Raw genomic sequence first — 14,366 nt, forward strand, 5'->3', positions numbered from 1 at the left:
CAGTCTGACGGTCGCCGGGGACCCGGTGTGGCCCGGCCACGTCGGGCACCGACCGCGGATGTGGTCACAACCGGTGAAAACGTCACCCTCTCGTCCTATCGTGACGCAACCGACCGAGGTAACCAGTCTCACGATGGGGAGAGACCGTGTCCGACACACAACCCGGCCAGACCGCGGCCGATCGGCCGCACACGCCGATCGTGCGGGTCGTCGCCGCGAGCATGCTGGGCACGACGGTCGAGTGGTACGACTACTTCCTCTACGGCGTCGCGGCCGCGCTGGTGTTCCCGATGGTGTTCTTCCCGGACAGCGAGGGCGCCGTCGGGATCCTGCTGTCGATGGGCACCTTCGCGGTCGGGTTCATCGCCCGCCCGCTCGGCGGCCTGGTGTTCGGTCACTACGGCGACAAGATCGGCCGCAAGAAGCTGCTGGTGCTGTCGCTGCTGATGATGGGCTTCGCGACGTTCGCGATCGGCCTGCTGCCCGGCTACGCCACGATCGGCATCCTGGCGCCGATCCTGCTGGTGCTGCTGCGGATCATCCAGGGCTTCGCGCTCGGCGGCGAGTGGGGCGGGGCGGTGCTCATCGTCTCCGAGCACGGCAGGCCCGAGCACCGCGGGTTCTGGGCGAGCTGGCCGCAGGCCGGCGCCCCGGCCGGGCAGCTGCTCGCCCAGGCGATGCTCGGCGTGATGGCGCTGGTGCAGTCCGAGGAGGCGTTCCTGTCCTGGGGCTGGCGGATCCCGTTCCTGCTGTCGGCGGTGCTGGTGCTGATCGGGCTCTACGTCCGGCTCGCCGTCGAGGAGTCCCCGGTGTTCCGGGAGGCGCAGGCGAAGGCCGCCGAGCGCAGCGCCGCCGGGGAGAAGGAGACGATGCCGATCCTGGACGTGCTGCGCGAGTACCCGCGCGAGGTGCTCACCGCGATGGGCGCCCGCTTCGCGGAGAACGTCTCGTACTACATCTTCACCATCGTCATCGCGACCTACCTGCAGGAACGGTTCGACCTGCCGTCGTCGTTCGTGCTGGGTGCGGTGCTGATCGGCGCCGCCGTCCACCTGGTGACCATCCCGGTCTGGGGGGCGATCTCGGACCGGGTCGGCCGCAAGCCGGTGTACCTGTTCGGCGCGGTCGGCGTCGGGCTCTGGGCGTTCGTGTTCTTCTACCTGATCGACACCCAGAGCTTCGCGCTCACCGCGCTGGCGGTGACCGTCGGCCTGGTGCTGCACGGCGCCATGTACGGCCCGCAGGCGGCGTTCCTGTCCGAGCTGTTCGGCACCAAGGTGCGCTACTCCGGCATCTCGATCGGGTACCAGCTGGCCTCGGTGTTCGCCGGTGGGCTGGCCCCGCTGATCGCGGCGTCGCTGCTGGTCGCGACCGGCAGCGGGTACGCGATCGCGGCCTACATCGCGGCCAGCTCGGTGGTGACGATCATCGCGGTCGCCGCCTACTCCGAGACCCGCACCCGGCGGCTCGACGGCGCCGAGCTGCAGCGCAGCTGAGCGGCCCGGCTCCCGGGGGCGTAGAACGGGTACCACCCGATCTCCGTCCCCCGGGAGCCGACCGATGCCACGCACCGACCTGACGATCGCCACGCCGGACGGCGACGCCCCGGCGTCGCTGCACACCCCCGACGGCGACGGGCCCTGGCCCGGCGTGATCCTCTACGTCGACGCCGGCGGGGTGCGCAGGGCCATGCACGACATGGCCGCGCACCTCGCGGCACTCGGTTTCGCGGTGCTGCTGCCCGACGTCTACCACCGGCACGGCGACTGGGCCCCGTTCGACATGTCGACGGTCTTCGCCGACGACGCCGAGCGGGAACGCCTGATGGGCATGGTCGGCTCGCTGGAGCCGCGGCTGGTCGCCGTCGACGCCGAGGCGTGGGTGACCGCGCTGCTCGACCGGCCCGAGGTGGCCGGCCCCCGGATCGGGGTCACCGGCTACTGCATGGGCGGGGTGATGAGCCTGCGCACCGCGGGCACCCAGCCGGAGCGGGTGGCCGCGGCGGCGTCGTTCCACGCCGGGAACGTCGCGACCGACGACCCGGCGAGCGTGCACCGGCTGGCCGACCGGATCCGGGCGACCGTGTACGTCGCGGGCGCCGAGAACGACCGCGGCTTCCCCGACGAGCAGCGCGCCCGGCTCGAGGCCGCGCTGGGCGACGCCGGCGTCGAGCACACCGTCGAGATCTACCCGGCCGCGCACGGCTTCGCCGTCGCCGACACCCCCGCCCACGACGCGGCCGCCGAGCAGCGGCACTGGGAGGCCCTGCACCGCCTGCTCGCCGCGCACCTCTGACCGGCCGTGCCCGGTGATCACGGATCGGGAACCGGGCCGGTCGCCGGGCGACCGGATCGGTGCCCGATCCGTGATCACGCGCGGCGCCTGCGGGTAACGTTCCGCGGGAAATGACCGCCACCCTGCACGCCTCCGGCCTCGCCGCCGGGCACGGCGACCGTTCCCTGTTCTCCGGCCTCGACCTGGTCGTCGCCCCGGGCGACGTGATCGGCCTGGTCGGCGCGAACGGCGCCGGGAAGTCCACCCTGCTGTCGATCCTGGCCGGTTCCCGGGCACCGGACGCCGGGACGCTGACGCTCGCCCCGCCGGACGCGACCGTCGGCCTGCTCGCCCAGGAGCCGGACCGGCGCCCCGGCGAGACGGTGGCCGGGTTCCTCGCCCGCCGCACCGGCGTCGCCGACGCGCAGTCCACGATGGACGCAGCGGCGGAGGCGCTCGGCGACGGCATCCCCGGCGCCGACGACCGGTACGCGACCGCGCTGGACCGCTGGCTGGCGCTCGGCGGCGCCGACATGGAGGAGCGCTCCGGCGACGTGCTGCGCGAGGTCGGCCTGGCGATCGACCCGCAGGCGCCGATGACCGGGCTGTCCGGCGGGCAGGCGGCCCGGGCGAACCTGGCCGCGCTGCTGCTGTCCCGCTACGACCTGCTGCTGCTCGACGAGCCGACCAACGATCTCGACCTGGACGGCCTGGCCCGGCTGGAGGCGTTCGTCGGCGCGCTCGGCCGGCGCGGCGGGACCCCGACCGTGCTCGTCAGCCACGACCGGGAGTTCCTGTCCCGCACGGTGAACCGGATCGTCGAGCTGGACCGGGCGCAGCACCGGATCGGGATCTACGACGGCGGCTACGAGTCCTACCTGGCGGAACGGGAGACCGCCCGCCGGCACGCCCGCGAGTCCTACGAGCAGTACTCCGACAAGCTGTCGTCGCTGAAGGACCGCGCCGTCATGCAGCGGAACTGGATGGCCCAGGGCGTGCGCAACGCCCGGCGCAAGACGAAGGACCCGGACAAGAACGTGCGCGCGCTGCGCGCCGAGTCCAGCGAGAAGCAGGCCGCGAAGGCCCGGCAGACCGAGCGCGCGATCGAGCGCCTGGACGTCGTCGAGGAGCCGCGCAAGGAGTGGGAGCTGCGGATGACGATCGCGTCCGCGCCGCGCTCCGGCTCGGTCGTCGCCCGGCTGGACGGCGCCGTGCTGCGCCGCGGCGGGTTCGTGCTGGGCCCGGTGACCGCGCAGGTCGAGTGGGCCGACCGGGTGGTCGTCACCGGCGCGAACGGGGCCGGGAAGTCGACCCTGCTGGCCGCGCTGCTCGGGCGGCTGGAGCCGGAGTCCGGCTCGGCCGGGCTCGGCTCCGGGGTGCTGGTCGGGGAGATCGACCAGGCCCGCGGGGCGTTCCTCGGCGACGACGCGCTGCTGCGCGCGTTCGGCGAGCAGGTGCCGGACTGGCCGGAGTCGGAGGTGCGGACGCTGCTCGCGAAGTTCGCGCTGGGCGCCGAGGCGGTGCTGCGGCCCGCGGCGTCGCTGTCACCCGGCGAGCGGACCCGCGCCGCGCTCGCCCTGCTACAGGCCCGCGGGGTGAACCTGCTGGTGCTCGACGAGCCGACCAACCATCTCGATCTGCCCGCGATCGAGCAGCTGGAGGAGGCGGTCGACGGGTTCGCCGGGACCGTCCTGCTGGTCACCCACGACCGGCGGATGCTCGACACGGTGCGCGCCACCCGCCGCTGGGAGGTCCGCGACGGGGCCCTGCTGGAGTCCTGATCCGGGCACGGCCCCGCCCGGCGGCGTCAGCTCTGGGCCGGCTCCTCGGCGTCGCCCTGGGCGACGATCGCGAAGCGCAGCTCCTGCTCGCCCGCGTCGGTCTGGACCGGCTGCACGTCGAGCACCTTGTCGTCGAGCATCTGGGCCGCGGCCGGCTCCAGGAAGACGGTGATGCCCTCGCCGCGGAGCACAGTGTCCTGCGCGTCGCCGGTCGGGGCCAGCGCCAGCTCCAGGCCCTGCTCCGGGTCCGGAGCGGTGATCCGGAGACCGCCCTCCTCGGGCAGCTCCGCGTCGGTGCTCAGGGTCTTGATGGCCTCGGCAGCGTTCTCGGTGATCGCCAACATCGTCCCCACCGTACGGATGCGGCCGGTCGCGTCCACCGCGGCACCCGGGCACCGGCCCCGTTCGGGTCGCCGATGGGCCCGTGCGCTCGGGGAACATCGAATGTGCTCTACGTCACAACCCGCAGGCCGCGCTCCCGGACGACGGCGCGCAGCACCTCGTCGGACCGGTCGTCGGCGGGCAGCAGGACGGTCAGCTGCAGGCCGTCGTCGGCGGGCAGCTCGAGGATCTCCCGGTCCAGCCGCAGCTCCCCCGCCGGATGACGCCAGCGCAGGGCCCCCCGTGCACCTCGCGGGTGCCGGGCGAGGCGGTCGTCGAGCTCGGCCAGCGCCGCGGCGGGCAGCCCGGCGCGGAACCCGTCCAGCTGCTCCGGCGGCGGGCCGAGCCACACCTGCGCGATCTGCTCGTCGGCGAGCCGGTCCCGGTCCGGGAAGACCTCCCGGGCCCGCGGGTCGACGAGCAGGTAGCGGGTCAGGCTGGGCCGCGGGTCGTCGAGCAGGCCGGAGGCGCCGGCCAGCACGGCGAACGCCCTGGTGTGCGCGAGCACGGTGCCCAGCCGGTCGGTGACCAGCGCGACGCCGGGCTCGACCAGGTCGAGCAGGCGCTGCACGCCCGGCCGGACGCCGTCGCGCGGGACGGGCGACCCGGCCAGGCACTCCGACCCGTCGGTGACCTTGGTGAGGTGCCGCAGGTGCTCGCGGTCGGCCGCGTCCAGCCGCAGCGCGTCGGCCAGCGCGCGCACCACCGCCGACGACGGGTGCCGGTCCCGCCCCTGCTCGATCCGGACCAGGTACTCGACGCTGATCCCGGCGAGCGCGGCGAGCTCGCTGCGGCGCAACCCGGGGGCCCGGCGGCGGGGCCGAGCGGCAGCCCGAAGTCGCCCGGCCGGGCGCCGTCCCGCCGGGTCCGGAGGAACTCGCCCAGCGGGGATCCGGCCACCCGACCGAGGCTACGTCGGCACCGGTCCCGGAGGGTGGCCCTGCCGGGGCCGGCCCGGGCACGGTCTCCCCGGCGCCCCGGGCCGGGCCCACCGTGGGTCCACGACCACATCGTCACTGCTCATCGTCGTCGGCAGCGTCCGGAACGGCCGGTTCGGACCGGTCGTGGCGTCCTGGGTCGCCGACCGTGCCCGGGTGCACGGCGGGTTCGACGTCGACGTCGTCGATCTCGCCGACGTCGACCTGCCGCTCGCGCTGCCCGATCTCTCGCCGAGGGCCGGCGCGCACCCGCGCCCGCCCGGGATGGCCCGGCTGACCGACGCGCTGGAGGCGGCGGGCGCCATCGGTGATCGTGACGCCGGAGTACAACCACAGCTACCCGGCCTCGCTGAAGGCGGCGATCGACTGGCACTTCACCCAGTGGACGGCGAAGCCGGTGGCGTTCGCGTCGTACGGCGGCCCGTCCGGCGGCCGGCACGCGGTGCTGCACCTGGAGAACGTCCTGGCCGAGCTGCACGCCGTCCCGGTGCGCGACGGCCTGAGCTTCGGCGAGTACTACCTGCACTGGGACGACGGGCGCCCGGACGACCCGGCCGCCGAGACGCAGGCCAAGCTGGTCCTCGACAGCCTCGCCTGGTGGGCGGCCGCGCTGGCGCAGGCCCGCGCGGACGCCCCCTACCCCGGGGCGTGAGTGCTCAGCCGAAGGTGTCCGGGTCCGGCCCGATCCGCGTGCCGGTGTGCAGCTTCTCGATCGCCGCGATGTCGTCGTCGGACAGGGTGAAGTCGAAGATCTCGTAGTTCTCCCGGATCCGGTCCGGGTTGTTCGACTTCGGGAACACGATGTTGCCGAGCTGGATGTGCCAGCGCAGCACGACCTGGGCGGCCGAGCGACCGTGCCGCTCGGCGAGCTCGGCCAGCTCCGGGGCCTCCAGCAGGCCCTTGCCCTGGCCGATCGGGCTCCACGCCTCGGTCGCGATGTCGTGCTGCTGGTGGTACTCGCGCAGCTCGCGCTGCACCAGCTGCGGATGGAACTCGATCTGGTTGACGGCCGGCACCGTCGAGGTCTCCGCGGCGAGCCGCTCCAGGTGCGGGATCTGGAAGTTCGAGACGCCGATCGAGCGGACCTTGCCGGCGTCCCGGGCGTCCTCGAGGCCCTGCCAGGTCTCGACGTAGCGGTTCTCGCCGGGCCGCGGCCAGTGGATCAGGTACAGGTCGACGTGGTCCAGCCCGAGCCGGGCCAGGCTCTCGTCGAGCCGGCGGACGGCCTCGGCGCGGCCGTGCCCGTCGTTGTTCAGCTTGGTGGTGACGAACAGCTCGTCGCGCGGGATCCCGGAGTCGGCGATCGCCTGCCCGACGCCCTCCTCGTTGCCGTACATCTGGGCGGTGTCGATGTGCCGGTAGCCCACGTCCAGGGCCGCCTTCACCTTCTCCGCGGTGTGCCCGGCCTCGATCTGGAAGACACCGAAGCCCAGCTGCGGGATCTCGCGGCCGTCGTTCAGCTTGATGGTGGGAACAGACATGTGTCCGGGCTACCCACGCCACCGGCCGGCCATGCCCGCGAGTCGGACTGCTCTCAGCCGGGAATACTCAGGCCCAGACCCGGGCGACCTCCGCGGCGACGGACGCGGCCTGGGCCAGCCCGGCCCGCGCCGATCCGGCCCGGCGGGCCGGATCGAGGACGTTGCGGCCGAACGCCCGGCGGGACCTGCGGTCCGGCTCGACGAACGCCACCCGGGCCAGCGCCGCCAGCGCCTCGGCCTGCGCCCGGGGCCGGGCCGCACCGCCGATGGATCCGCCCAGCGGCGCGAGGACGACGACCCGGCCGTACCCGGCGGCCAGGTCGGCGTTCGCGGTGGACCGGACGCCGCCGTCGATCCAGCGGGTGCCCGCGGCGCTGACCGGCGGCCACACGCCGGGGACGGCGCAGCTCGCGGCGACCGCGGTGGCGAGCGGGACGCCGTCGTCTCGGCCGAAGACCCGGAACGCGCCGGTGCGCGCGTCCACCGCGGTGACCCGCAGGTCGCCCCCGGAGGGCCAGTCGACGCCCGCCAGCCGGGACTCGATCACCGCGAGCCGCTCGGACTCCGGGCCGGTGTCGGCGGCCAGCGCCATCCGGCCGAGCCGGGCGCGGACCCGCTCGGCGTCGCGCGGGCCGGCCAGCGCCGCGATCCCGATCCGGGCCGCGGCCCGGATCCCGAGCTGCGCGGCGACCTCCCCGGTCGGCGGTGCGAGCTGGGACTCCAGCAACGCCTGCGGGTCCCGGCCGGCGGCCAGGTTGGCGCCCACCACCGATCCGGCCGAGGTCCCCACGACGAGATCGGCCCGGCCCAGGTCGACGCCGTTCGCGGCCAGTCCGGCGACCAGCCCGTACATCCAGGCGACACCGGTCACCCCGCCGCCACCCAGGACCAGCGCCCGCCGGTCGTCGCTCATCGCGCCCCCTCCAGCTCGGCCGTCTCCCGTGTCCGCACCCACAGTGCCACGATCACGACGGCGACGACCTCGGTCAGCGCGAGACCGCGCTGGACCAACCCGATCGGCACGAACCGCCACCACGGGACACCGGTCCACGGCGCCGACACCACGCCGATCACGAAGGGGGACAACCAGAGCAGCGCGGCGACCGCGGCGGCCGCGGCGAGCACCGGCCAGCCGGGCCCCCACCGGAGCCGGGCGAGGGCGCCCACCGCGACCGGCAGCGCGACGAACGCGACCAGCCCGGCGTAGAGGTGCACCAGCCCGGACGGGGTCGCCCCGACCGACCAGTCGACCTTCTCGAAGGCGACCACCAGCAGCAGCGCGGCCACCCACGTCGCGAACCCGGCGGCGGCCGCCGAGCGGACCGGCACCAGCCCGGACCGGACGCCGCCGGCCAGCACGCAGGCCGAGCCGATCGCGAGGGCGAGCACGCCGGCGTCGAACAGCGGGGTGAAGCCGCCGAGGCCGTAGGCGCTGATCGTGCTCCGGACCGGGTCGATCGACGGATCGGCCAGGTGCTGGGCGCCGATCAGGAGCACCGACAGCACGGCGCCGGCGACGCCGAGTGTGCCGAGCAGCCGCGCGCTCACCCGCGCAGCGCGCGGTGCGCGATCTGGGCCAGGTGCACCGGTTCCCGCTCCCCGGCCTGGCGTACCTGGGTGCGGCAGGAGTACCCGTCGGCGAGCACGTCCACCGCGTCGCCTGCGGCCCGGACGGCGGGCAGTAGGGCGCGCTCGGCGCAGGCCATCGACACGTCGTAGTGGCCGTCCTCGAAGCCGAAGTTCCCGGCGAGCCCGCAGCAACCCGAGTCGAGCACGGTGGCGTCCACGCCGAGCGCGCCCAGCACCGCGCGGTCCGGTTCGCTGCCCAGCTCGGCGTGCTGGTGGCAGTGGATCTGCACCAGGGCGGCGCCGTTGCCGGTGCCGGCCGCCGCGGACAGCTCGTCGGCGTGCCGGGCGAGCAGCTCGGCGAACGTCGACACCTGCTGCTCGACCAGCTTCACCCGCGGCTCGTCGGGGAGCAGCTCGGCGGCGTCGCTGCGCAGCGCGGCGGTGCAGGACGGCTCCAGCCCGACCACCGGGACGCCGGCGTCGAGCGCCGGGCCGATCGCGCGCAGGCTGCGCGCCAGCACCCGGCGGGCCGCGGTGACCTGCCCGGTGGAGGTCCAGGTCAGGCCGCAGCAGACGTTGCGCGGCGGCAGCTCCACCCGGTAGCCGAGCGCGGTGAGCACGGCGACGGCGTCGGCGGCGACGTCCGGGTCGAAGTGGTCGGTGAAGGTGTCGGTCCACAGCAACAGCGGGCCGCGCGAGCCCGGCTCGACGCCGAGATCGGGCACCGCCGACATCGGGACGCCGCGGGCGGCCCGGGAGGTGTAGGTCTCGCGGGCGATCGGCGGGATGTCCCGGCGGGCGTCGATCCCGCCGATCCGCTTCGCGACCCGCGCCAGCGCCGGCACCCGGGCGAGCCGGTTGATCCCGTCGACCAGCGCGGCGGGCAGCACCCCGGCGGCGCGCAGCCAGCGCGGCAGCGCGCCCATCGAGTAGTGCGCGCGCGGCCGGATCCGGCGGTGGTAGCGGTTCGCCAGGAACTCGGTCTTGTAGGCGGCCATGTCGACACCGACCGGGCAGTCGGACTTGCAGCCCTTGCAGGACAGACACAGGTCGAGCGACTCGGCGACCTCGTCGGAGCGCCAGCCGTCGGTGATCACCTCGCCGTTCGCCATCTCGAACAGCAGCCGGGCCCGGCCGCGGGTGGAGTGCTTCTCCTCGCGGGTGACGTTCCAGCTGGGGCACATCACGCCGGAGCCGGTGTCGATCGCGCACTTGCCGACGCCGAGGCAACGCCGGGTGGCCCGGTGGAAGCTGCCGCGGTCGTGGCCGAACGCGAGCTTCGGCTCGTCCGGCATGGTGGGCATGCCGACCCATGTGCGCAGGTTCTCGTCCATCGTGGCCGGCCGGACGACCCGGCCCGGGTTCATCCGGTCGTCCGGGTCCCAGATCTCCTTGAACCGCTCGAACCCGGCGATGATCTGCGGCGGGTACATCCGGGGCAGCAGCTCGGCGCGGGCCTGGCCGTCGCCGTGCTCCCCGGACAGCGACCCGCCGTGCGCGACGACGACGTCGGCGGCGTCGGTCATGAACTCCCGGAAGTTCGCGATCCCGGGCTCGGTGAGCAGGTCGAAGTCGATCCGGACGTGCAGGCAGCCGTCGCCGAAGTGGCCGTAGTAGATGCCCTTGCGGCCGTGCCGCTCCAGGACCTTGTCGAACTCGCGCAGGTAGGCGCCGAACTTCTCGGGCGGGACGGCGGCGTCCTCCCAGCCCGGCCAGGCCTCGCCGCCCTCCGGCGAGCGGGTGACCAGCCCGGCGCCCTCCTCGCGGACCCGCCACAGCGCGGCCATCTCCTTCGGCTCGGCGACCACGACGGCGCCGGTGGTGTACGGCTTCATCGCGGCGACGACGGCCTGCGCCGCCGCCGTGGCCGCCGCGCGGTCCTCGCCGCCGGTCTCCACGTAGAGCCAGCCCTTGCCCTCGGGCAGCATCCGGCTGGTCGTCTCGTTCGGCCGCAGCGCGCGCAGCGACGCGATCAGCCCGGCGTCCATCCCCTCGATGGTGAGCGGCCGCTGCTCGCGGACGATCATCACGTTGTCCGCGGCGTGGTAGGCGTCCGGGAAGCCGAGCACGGCCAGCGCGCGGGCCGGCGGCGACTCGACGAGATCGACGGTCGCGGCCAGGATCGTCGCGCAGGTGCCCTCGGTGCCGACCAGTGCCTTCGCCAGGTTGACGTTCCCGGGGACCAGCTGGTCGAGGTTGTAGCCGGACACCCGGCGGGTCAGCTCGGGGACGTGCGCGTCGATCTCCGGGGCGAGCTCGGCGCCGAGCCGGCGCAGCGCGTCCGGGATCGCGCCGGACTCGGTGCCGGAGCCGCCGATGGTGATCCGCTCGCCGCGGTAGGTCAGCACGTCGAGCGCGTGCACGTTGTCGACGGTCTTGCCCCAGGCCACCGAGTGCGAGCCGCAGGCGTTGTTGCCGATCATCCCGCCGATCGAGCAGCGGTTGTGCGTGGACGGGTCCGGGCCGAACGTCAGGCCGTGCGGCCTGCCGGCGTCCCGGACGGCGTCGCACACCGCGCCGGGCTGCACGGTCGCGGTCCGCGCGTCCGGGTCGACGGACAGGATCGCGTCCATGTGCGTGCGGAAGTCCAGCGCGACCGCCGTGTTCACCGCCTGCCCGGCGATCGAGGTGCGCGACCCGACCGGCAGCACCGGCACGCCGTGCTCCCGGCAGACCGCCATCGCCGCCTCGACGTCGTCCGCGTCGCGGGGCGCGACCACCCCGATCGGGACGCCGCGGTAGTTCGACGCGTCGGCCGACCACATGGCGCGGCTGGCGGCGTCGAACCGGATGTCGCCGCCGACGGCGGCACGCAGGTCGTTCTCGAGGGTGCGGTACGCGGTGGTGGGACGCGCAGCGGTGCTCACGGAGCTCCTCCCAGCAGTTCGGGACGTCCGCGACGCTACCGCCTGCGGCGTAGTATGACGTGGGAGCAGTCATACGTCGGAGACCTCGATCCGGCAGGTCTCGACCATCCCGGAGGTTTCGGTGCGCCTCACGAGCAAGGGCCAGGTGACCATCCCGGCACAGCTGCGCCACCGGCACGGCCTGCACGAAGGCGACGAGATCGACGTCGTCGAGCGCGACGGGGTGCTGTGCATCGTCCGGACCGAGGACGCACCGACCAGGGGGCGGCGGCTCGTCCGGGGGATGCGGGGCCGCGCGGACACCGGCCTGAGCACCGACGAGCTGCTCGGCCTGCTGCGCGAGCCGTGACCGGGCCCGCCACGCTCATCGACTCGAGCGTGCTGCTCGACGTCCTGACCGACGATCCGCGATGGGCGGACTGGTCCTCGACGGCTCTCGCCGACGCCGCCGACAACGGACCGGTCCTGATCAATCCGCTGATCTACGCCGAGATCTCCACCGGGTTCGGGCGGGTGGAGGATCTCGACGAGGCGGTGCCGCACTCCGCGGTCGGCAGGGAGGACCTGCCGTGGCAGGCCGGATTCGTGGCCGGGAAGGCGTTCCTTGCCTACCGTCGCCGGGGCGGTGAGCGGCGTTTCCCGCTTCCCGACTTCTACATCGGGGCGCACGCCGCCGTCCGCGGACACCGGCTGCTCACCCGGGACGCCGCGCGCTACCGGACGTACTTCCCCGGCATCGAGCTCATCGCGCCGTGACGCGCCCCGCCCTCACCAGTTCTCGACCGAGCGGGTGAGGATGCCGGCGATGTCGTCCTCGGTGGGGGTGCGCGGGCAGGTGGCGAGCAGCCGCTGCTGCTTCATCGTGCCCGGCACCAGGTCGGGCACGTCCGCCTCGGTGTAGCCGACCCCGCCGATCCCGTTCGGGATGCCGATGTCGCGCATCAGGTCGATCAGCACCCCGGGCAGCTGCTCGCGCTCGTCGTTGCGCCGCTCCGCCCGCGGGTCCATCAGCTCGGCGGCCTTCAGGTGCCGCTGCGGGGCCGAGGAGAAGGAGAACCGGAACGCCTCCGGCGCGGTCAGCGAGACCGACATGCCGTGCGGCACCATCGGCTCGTCCTGCGGGAAGCCGGACGGCCGGAAGTCGCGGACCATCCCGGCGATCGGGTAGGCGTTGGCGTGCGGGATGTGCACCCCGGAGTTGCCGAAGCCCATCCCGGCGAAGGTCGCCGCCATCATCATGTCCGAGCGCGCCTCGACGTCCTGCGCACCGTGCTGCACGGCCGTCCGGAACGAGCGCGCCAGCAGCGTCATCGCCTTCTCGCACCACAGGTCCGACACCGGGTTCGAGCCGCAGTAGGTGACCCGCTCCTCGGGCTTCTTCCGGTCGAACGTGGTGTACCAGCGGGCGGTGTAGGACTCCACTGCGTGGCACACGATGTCCATCCCGGACGCCGCGGTCACCTCCGGCGGCAGCGACATGGTGAGCAGCGGATCGATCACCGCCAGCGTCGGGCGCAGCCGCCAGTGGCTGATCCCGGTCTTGACCTTCATCGACAGCACGTCCAGCACGCACATCGCGGTGGACTCCGAGCCGGTGCCGGCCGTGGTCGGGACGGCGATCAGCGGTTTGAGCGGCCCCTCCGGCGCCTTCGCGTTGCCGATCGGCTTGTTGATGTAGTCCATCAGCTCGCCGGGGCCGCTGGTCAGCAGGTTGATCGCCTTCGCGGTGTCGATCGCGGAGCCGCCGCCGACGGCGACGAAGCCGTCCCACGGGCCCTGCGCCCTGGCGTACTCGGTGGCCTTGGTCATCGAGTCGTCGGTCGGCTCGACGTGCACGCCGTCGAAGATCTCGCTGGAGATCCGGTAGCGCTGCAGCGACTCGGCGATCCGGTCCGGGATCCCCAGCGTGCGCACGCCGGGGTCGGTCACGATCAGCACCCGGCCCGCGTCGTACCCGGTCATCTCGAAGCCGATCTCGTCGATCGCTCCGGCACCGAACTTCAGGGGCGGCGCACCCCAAGTGAAGATCGTCTCCTCGGTCAGGTCGACGGACGGGCTCGTCATGGACTCCTCCTGGGTCGCGCGGCATCGGGCACCGGAGCCCCCGAGTCTGCCCCGCCGCTCGGGATGTGGCATCCGGCGGCGGTCCGGGCGGCACCTAGGCTCGGAGCCATGCCCGTCTCCGAGACCTTCGATCCCGACGCCTGGAAGCCGGTGGAGGGGTTCGCCTTCCGCGACATCACCTACCACCGCGCGGTGTCCACCGGTGCGGTGCGGATCGCGTTCGACCGCCCGGAGGTGCTCAACGCCTTCCGGCCCGGCACCGTCGACGAGCTGTTCACCGCACTCGAGCACGCCCGCACCAGCGCCGACGTCGGCTGCGTCCTGCTGACCGGCAACGGGCCGTCGCCCAAGGACGGCAAGCGGGCCTTCTGCTCCGGCGGTGACCAGCGGATCCGGGGCCGCACCGGCTACCAGTACGCGTCCGGGGACACCGCGGACACCGTCGAGCAGGGCCGCGCCGGACGGCTGCACATCCTGGAGTGCCAGCGGCTGATCCGGTTCATGCCGAAGGTCGTCATCGCGGTCGTCAACGGGTGGGCCGCCGGCGGCGGGCACTCGCTGCACGCCGTCGCCGACCTGACCCTGGCCAGCGCCGAGCACGCCCGGTTCAAGCAGACCGACGCCGACGTCGGCTCGTTCGACGGCGGCTACGGCTCGGCCTACCTGGCCAAGCAGGTGGGGCAGAAGTTCGCGCGGGAGATCTTCTTCCTCGGCCGGACCTACTCCGCCGAACAGATGCACCACATGGGCGCGGTGAACGAGGTGGTGCCGCACGCCGAGCTGGAGGCCACCGCGCTGCAGTGGGCGACCGAGATCAACGGCAAGTCTCCGACCGCGCAGCGGATGCTGAAGTACGCGTTCAACCTGGCCGACGACGGGCTGGTCGGCCAGCAGCTGTTCGCCGGGGAGGCGACCCGGCTGGCCTACATGACCGACGAGGCGGTCGAGGGGCGCGACTCGTTCCTGCAGAAGCGGGAGCCGGACTGGTCGCCGTTCCCCTGGTACTACTAG

Annotated in this window: 14 protein-coding genes and 1 pseudogene; 8 read left to right on the forward strand and 7 right to left on the reverse strand. The window is 73.9% G+C overall.

Annotation, left to right across the window (positions count from 1 at the left end; genetic code table 11):
• The first annotated feature begins 221 nt into the window (after positions 1-221).
• From ACVJO7_RS06715 to ACVJO7_RS06725, 3 genes are all read left to right on the forward strand, one after another.
• The gene (locus ACVJO7_RS06715; RefSeq protein WP_344027152.1) at positions 222-1,496 is read left to right on the forward strand and encodes an MFS transporter; all 1,275 of its coding nucleotides are present in this window, start codon (positions 222-224) and stop codon (positions 1,494-1,496) included.
• 64 nt (positions 1,497-1,560) lie between these two features.
• The gene (locus tag ACVJO7_RS06720) at positions 1,561-2,295 is read left to right on the forward strand and encodes a dienelactone hydrolase family protein (protein ID WP_344027106.1); all 735 of its coding nucleotides are present in this window, start codon (positions 1,561-1,563) and stop codon (positions 2,293-2,295) included.
• A gap of 110 nt (positions 2,296-2,405) precedes the next feature.
• On the forward strand, positions 2,406-4,055 hold the full coding sequence (locus ACVJO7_RS06725; protein ID WP_491672139.1) for an ABC-F family ATP-binding cassette domain-containing protein: 1,650 nt from the start codon (positions 2,406-2,408) through the stop codon (positions 4,053-4,055).
• 26 nt (positions 4,056-4,081) lie between these two features.
• Here the strand turns inward: ACVJO7_RS06725 and ACVJO7_RS06730 are convergent, their stop codons facing one another.
• Entirely contained in the window at positions 4,082-4,399 is a 318-nt protein-coding gene (locus ACVJO7_RS06730) for an adhesin (protein ID WP_344027102.1), read from the reverse strand.
• Between the two features lie 107 nt (positions 4,400-4,506).
• A complete protein-coding gene (locus tag ACVJO7_RS06735; RefSeq protein ID WP_491672140.1) occupies positions 4,507-5,235 on the reverse strand; it encodes a helix-turn-helix domain-containing protein in 729 nt (242 codons plus the stop codon).
• 265 nt (positions 5,236-5,500) lie between these two features.
• On the opposite strand from ACVJO7_RS06735, the pseudogene ACVJO7_RS06740 reads away from it, so the two are divergent.
• Both ACVJO7_RS06740 and ACVJO7_RS06745 read left to right on the forward strand, forming a co-directional pair.
• Positions 5,501-5,620, forward strand: a pseudogene (locus tag ACVJO7_RS06740) (NADPH-dependent FMN reductase); the annotation flags it as partial.
• A gap of 61 nt (positions 5,621-5,681) precedes the next feature.
• Positions 5,682-6,026: an NADPH-dependent FMN reductase gene (locus tag ACVJO7_RS06745; RefSeq protein ID WP_491672141.1), complete on the forward strand. Its 345-nt coding sequence runs from the start codon at positions 5,682-5,684 to the stop codon at positions 6,024-6,026.
• A gap of 4 nt (positions 6,027-6,030) precedes the next feature.
• Here the strand turns inward: ACVJO7_RS06745 and ACVJO7_RS06750 are convergent, their stop codons facing one another.
• The 4 genes from ACVJO7_RS06750 to ACVJO7_RS06765 all read right to left on the reverse strand — a co-directional run bounded on the left by ACVJO7_RS06750 (position 6,031) and on the right by ACVJO7_RS06765 (position 11,291).
• Entirely contained in the window at positions 6,031-6,855 is an 825-nt protein-coding gene (locus tag ACVJO7_RS06750; RefSeq protein WP_344027096.1) for an aldo/keto reductase, read from the reverse strand.
• Positions 6,856-6,922: 67 nt separating this feature from the next.
• Positions 6,923-7,768, reverse strand: a complete 846-nt coding sequence (locus tag ACVJO7_RS06755) for a patatin-like phospholipase family protein (protein WP_344027094.1) — start codon at positions 7,766-7,768, stop codon at positions 6,923-6,925.
• Positions 7,765-8,403, reverse strand: coding sequence for a DUF998 domain-containing protein (locus ACVJO7_RS06760; RefSeq protein ID WP_491672142.1), 639 nt, complete (start codon positions 8,401-8,403; stop codon positions 7,765-7,767). The genes ACVJO7_RS06755 and ACVJO7_RS06760 overlap by 4 nt, the downstream gene beginning before the upstream one ends.
• Positions 8,400-11,291, reverse strand: coding sequence for an FAD-binding and (Fe-S)-binding domain-containing protein (locus tag ACVJO7_RS06765; RefSeq protein ID WP_491672143.1), 2,892 nt, complete (start codon positions 11,289-11,291; stop codon positions 8,400-8,402). The genes ACVJO7_RS06760 and ACVJO7_RS06765 overlap by 4 nt, the downstream gene beginning before the upstream one ends.
• Before the next feature lie 121 nt (positions 11,292-11,412).
• On the opposite strand from ACVJO7_RS06765, the gene ACVJO7_RS06770 reads away from it, so the two are divergent.
• Both ACVJO7_RS06770 and ACVJO7_RS06775 read left to right on the forward strand, forming a co-directional pair.
• Positions 11,413-11,640 carry an AbrB/MazE/SpoVT family DNA-binding domain-containing protein gene (locus tag ACVJO7_RS06770; protein WP_344027088.1) on the forward strand — a complete coding sequence of 76 codons (228 nt, stop codon included), beginning with the start codon at positions 11,413-11,415 and terminating at the stop codon, positions 11,638-11,640.
• Positions 11,637-12,047 (forward strand): type II toxin-antitoxin system VapC family toxin, encoded by a 411-nt coding sequence (locus ACVJO7_RS06775; protein WP_491672144.1) that lies wholly within the window; start codon positions 11,637-11,639, stop codon positions 12,045-12,047. The genes ACVJO7_RS06770 and ACVJO7_RS06775 overlap by 4 nt, the downstream gene beginning before the upstream one ends.
• Before the next feature lie 12 nt (positions 12,048-12,059).
• Here ACVJO7_RS06775 and ACVJO7_RS06780 read toward each other — a convergent pair whose 3' ends face one another.
• Complete coding sequence (locus ACVJO7_RS06780; RefSeq protein ID WP_491672145.1) at positions 12,060-13,355, reverse strand: hydroxyacid-oxoacid transhydrogenase; 1,296 nt, start codon at positions 13,353-13,355, stop codon at positions 12,060-12,062.
• A gap of 108 nt (positions 13,356-13,463) precedes the next feature.
• On the opposite strand from ACVJO7_RS06780, the gene ACVJO7_RS06785 reads away from it, so the two are divergent.
• A complete protein-coding gene (locus ACVJO7_RS06785) occupies positions 13,464-14,366 on the forward strand; it encodes a 1,4-dihydroxy-2-naphthoyl-CoA synthase (RefSeq protein WP_344027081.1) in 903 nt (300 codons plus the stop codon).

The organism is Pseudonocardia sp. DxW (assembly GCF_058448985.1).

Coding starts and splice junctions, on each gene's coding strand:
- ACVJO7_RS06755 (WP_344027094.1), bottom strand. CDS start 7,768: ATGAGCGACGACCGGCGGGCGCTGGTCCTGGGTGGCGGCGGGGTGACC.
- ACVJO7_RS06780 (WP_491672145.1), bottom strand. CDS start 13,355: ATGACGAGCCCGTCCGTCGACCTGACCGAGGAGACGATCTTCACTTGG.
- ACVJO7_RS06715 (WP_344027152.1), top strand. CDS start 222: ATGCTGGGCACGACGGTCGAGTGGTACGACTACTTCCTCTACGGCGTC.
- ACVJO7_RS06730 (WP_344027102.1), bottom strand. CDS start 4,399: ATGTTGGCGATCACCGAGAACGCTGCCGAGGCCATCAAGACCCTGAGC.
- ACVJO7_RS06725 (WP_491672139.1), top strand. CDS start 2,406: ATGACCGCCACCCTGCACGCCTCCGGCCTCGCCGCCGGGCACGGCGAC.
- ACVJO7_RS06720 (WP_344027106.1), top strand. CDS start 1,561: ATGCCACGCACCGACCTGACGATCGCCACGCCGGACGGCGACGCCCCG.
- ACVJO7_RS06785 (WP_344027081.1), top strand. CDS start 13,464: ATGCCCGTCTCCGAGACCTTCGATCCCGACGCCTGGAAGCCGGTGGAG.
- ACVJO7_RS06750 (WP_344027096.1), bottom strand. CDS start 6,855: ATGTCTGTTCCCACCATCAAGCTGAACGACGGCCGCGAGATCCCGCAG.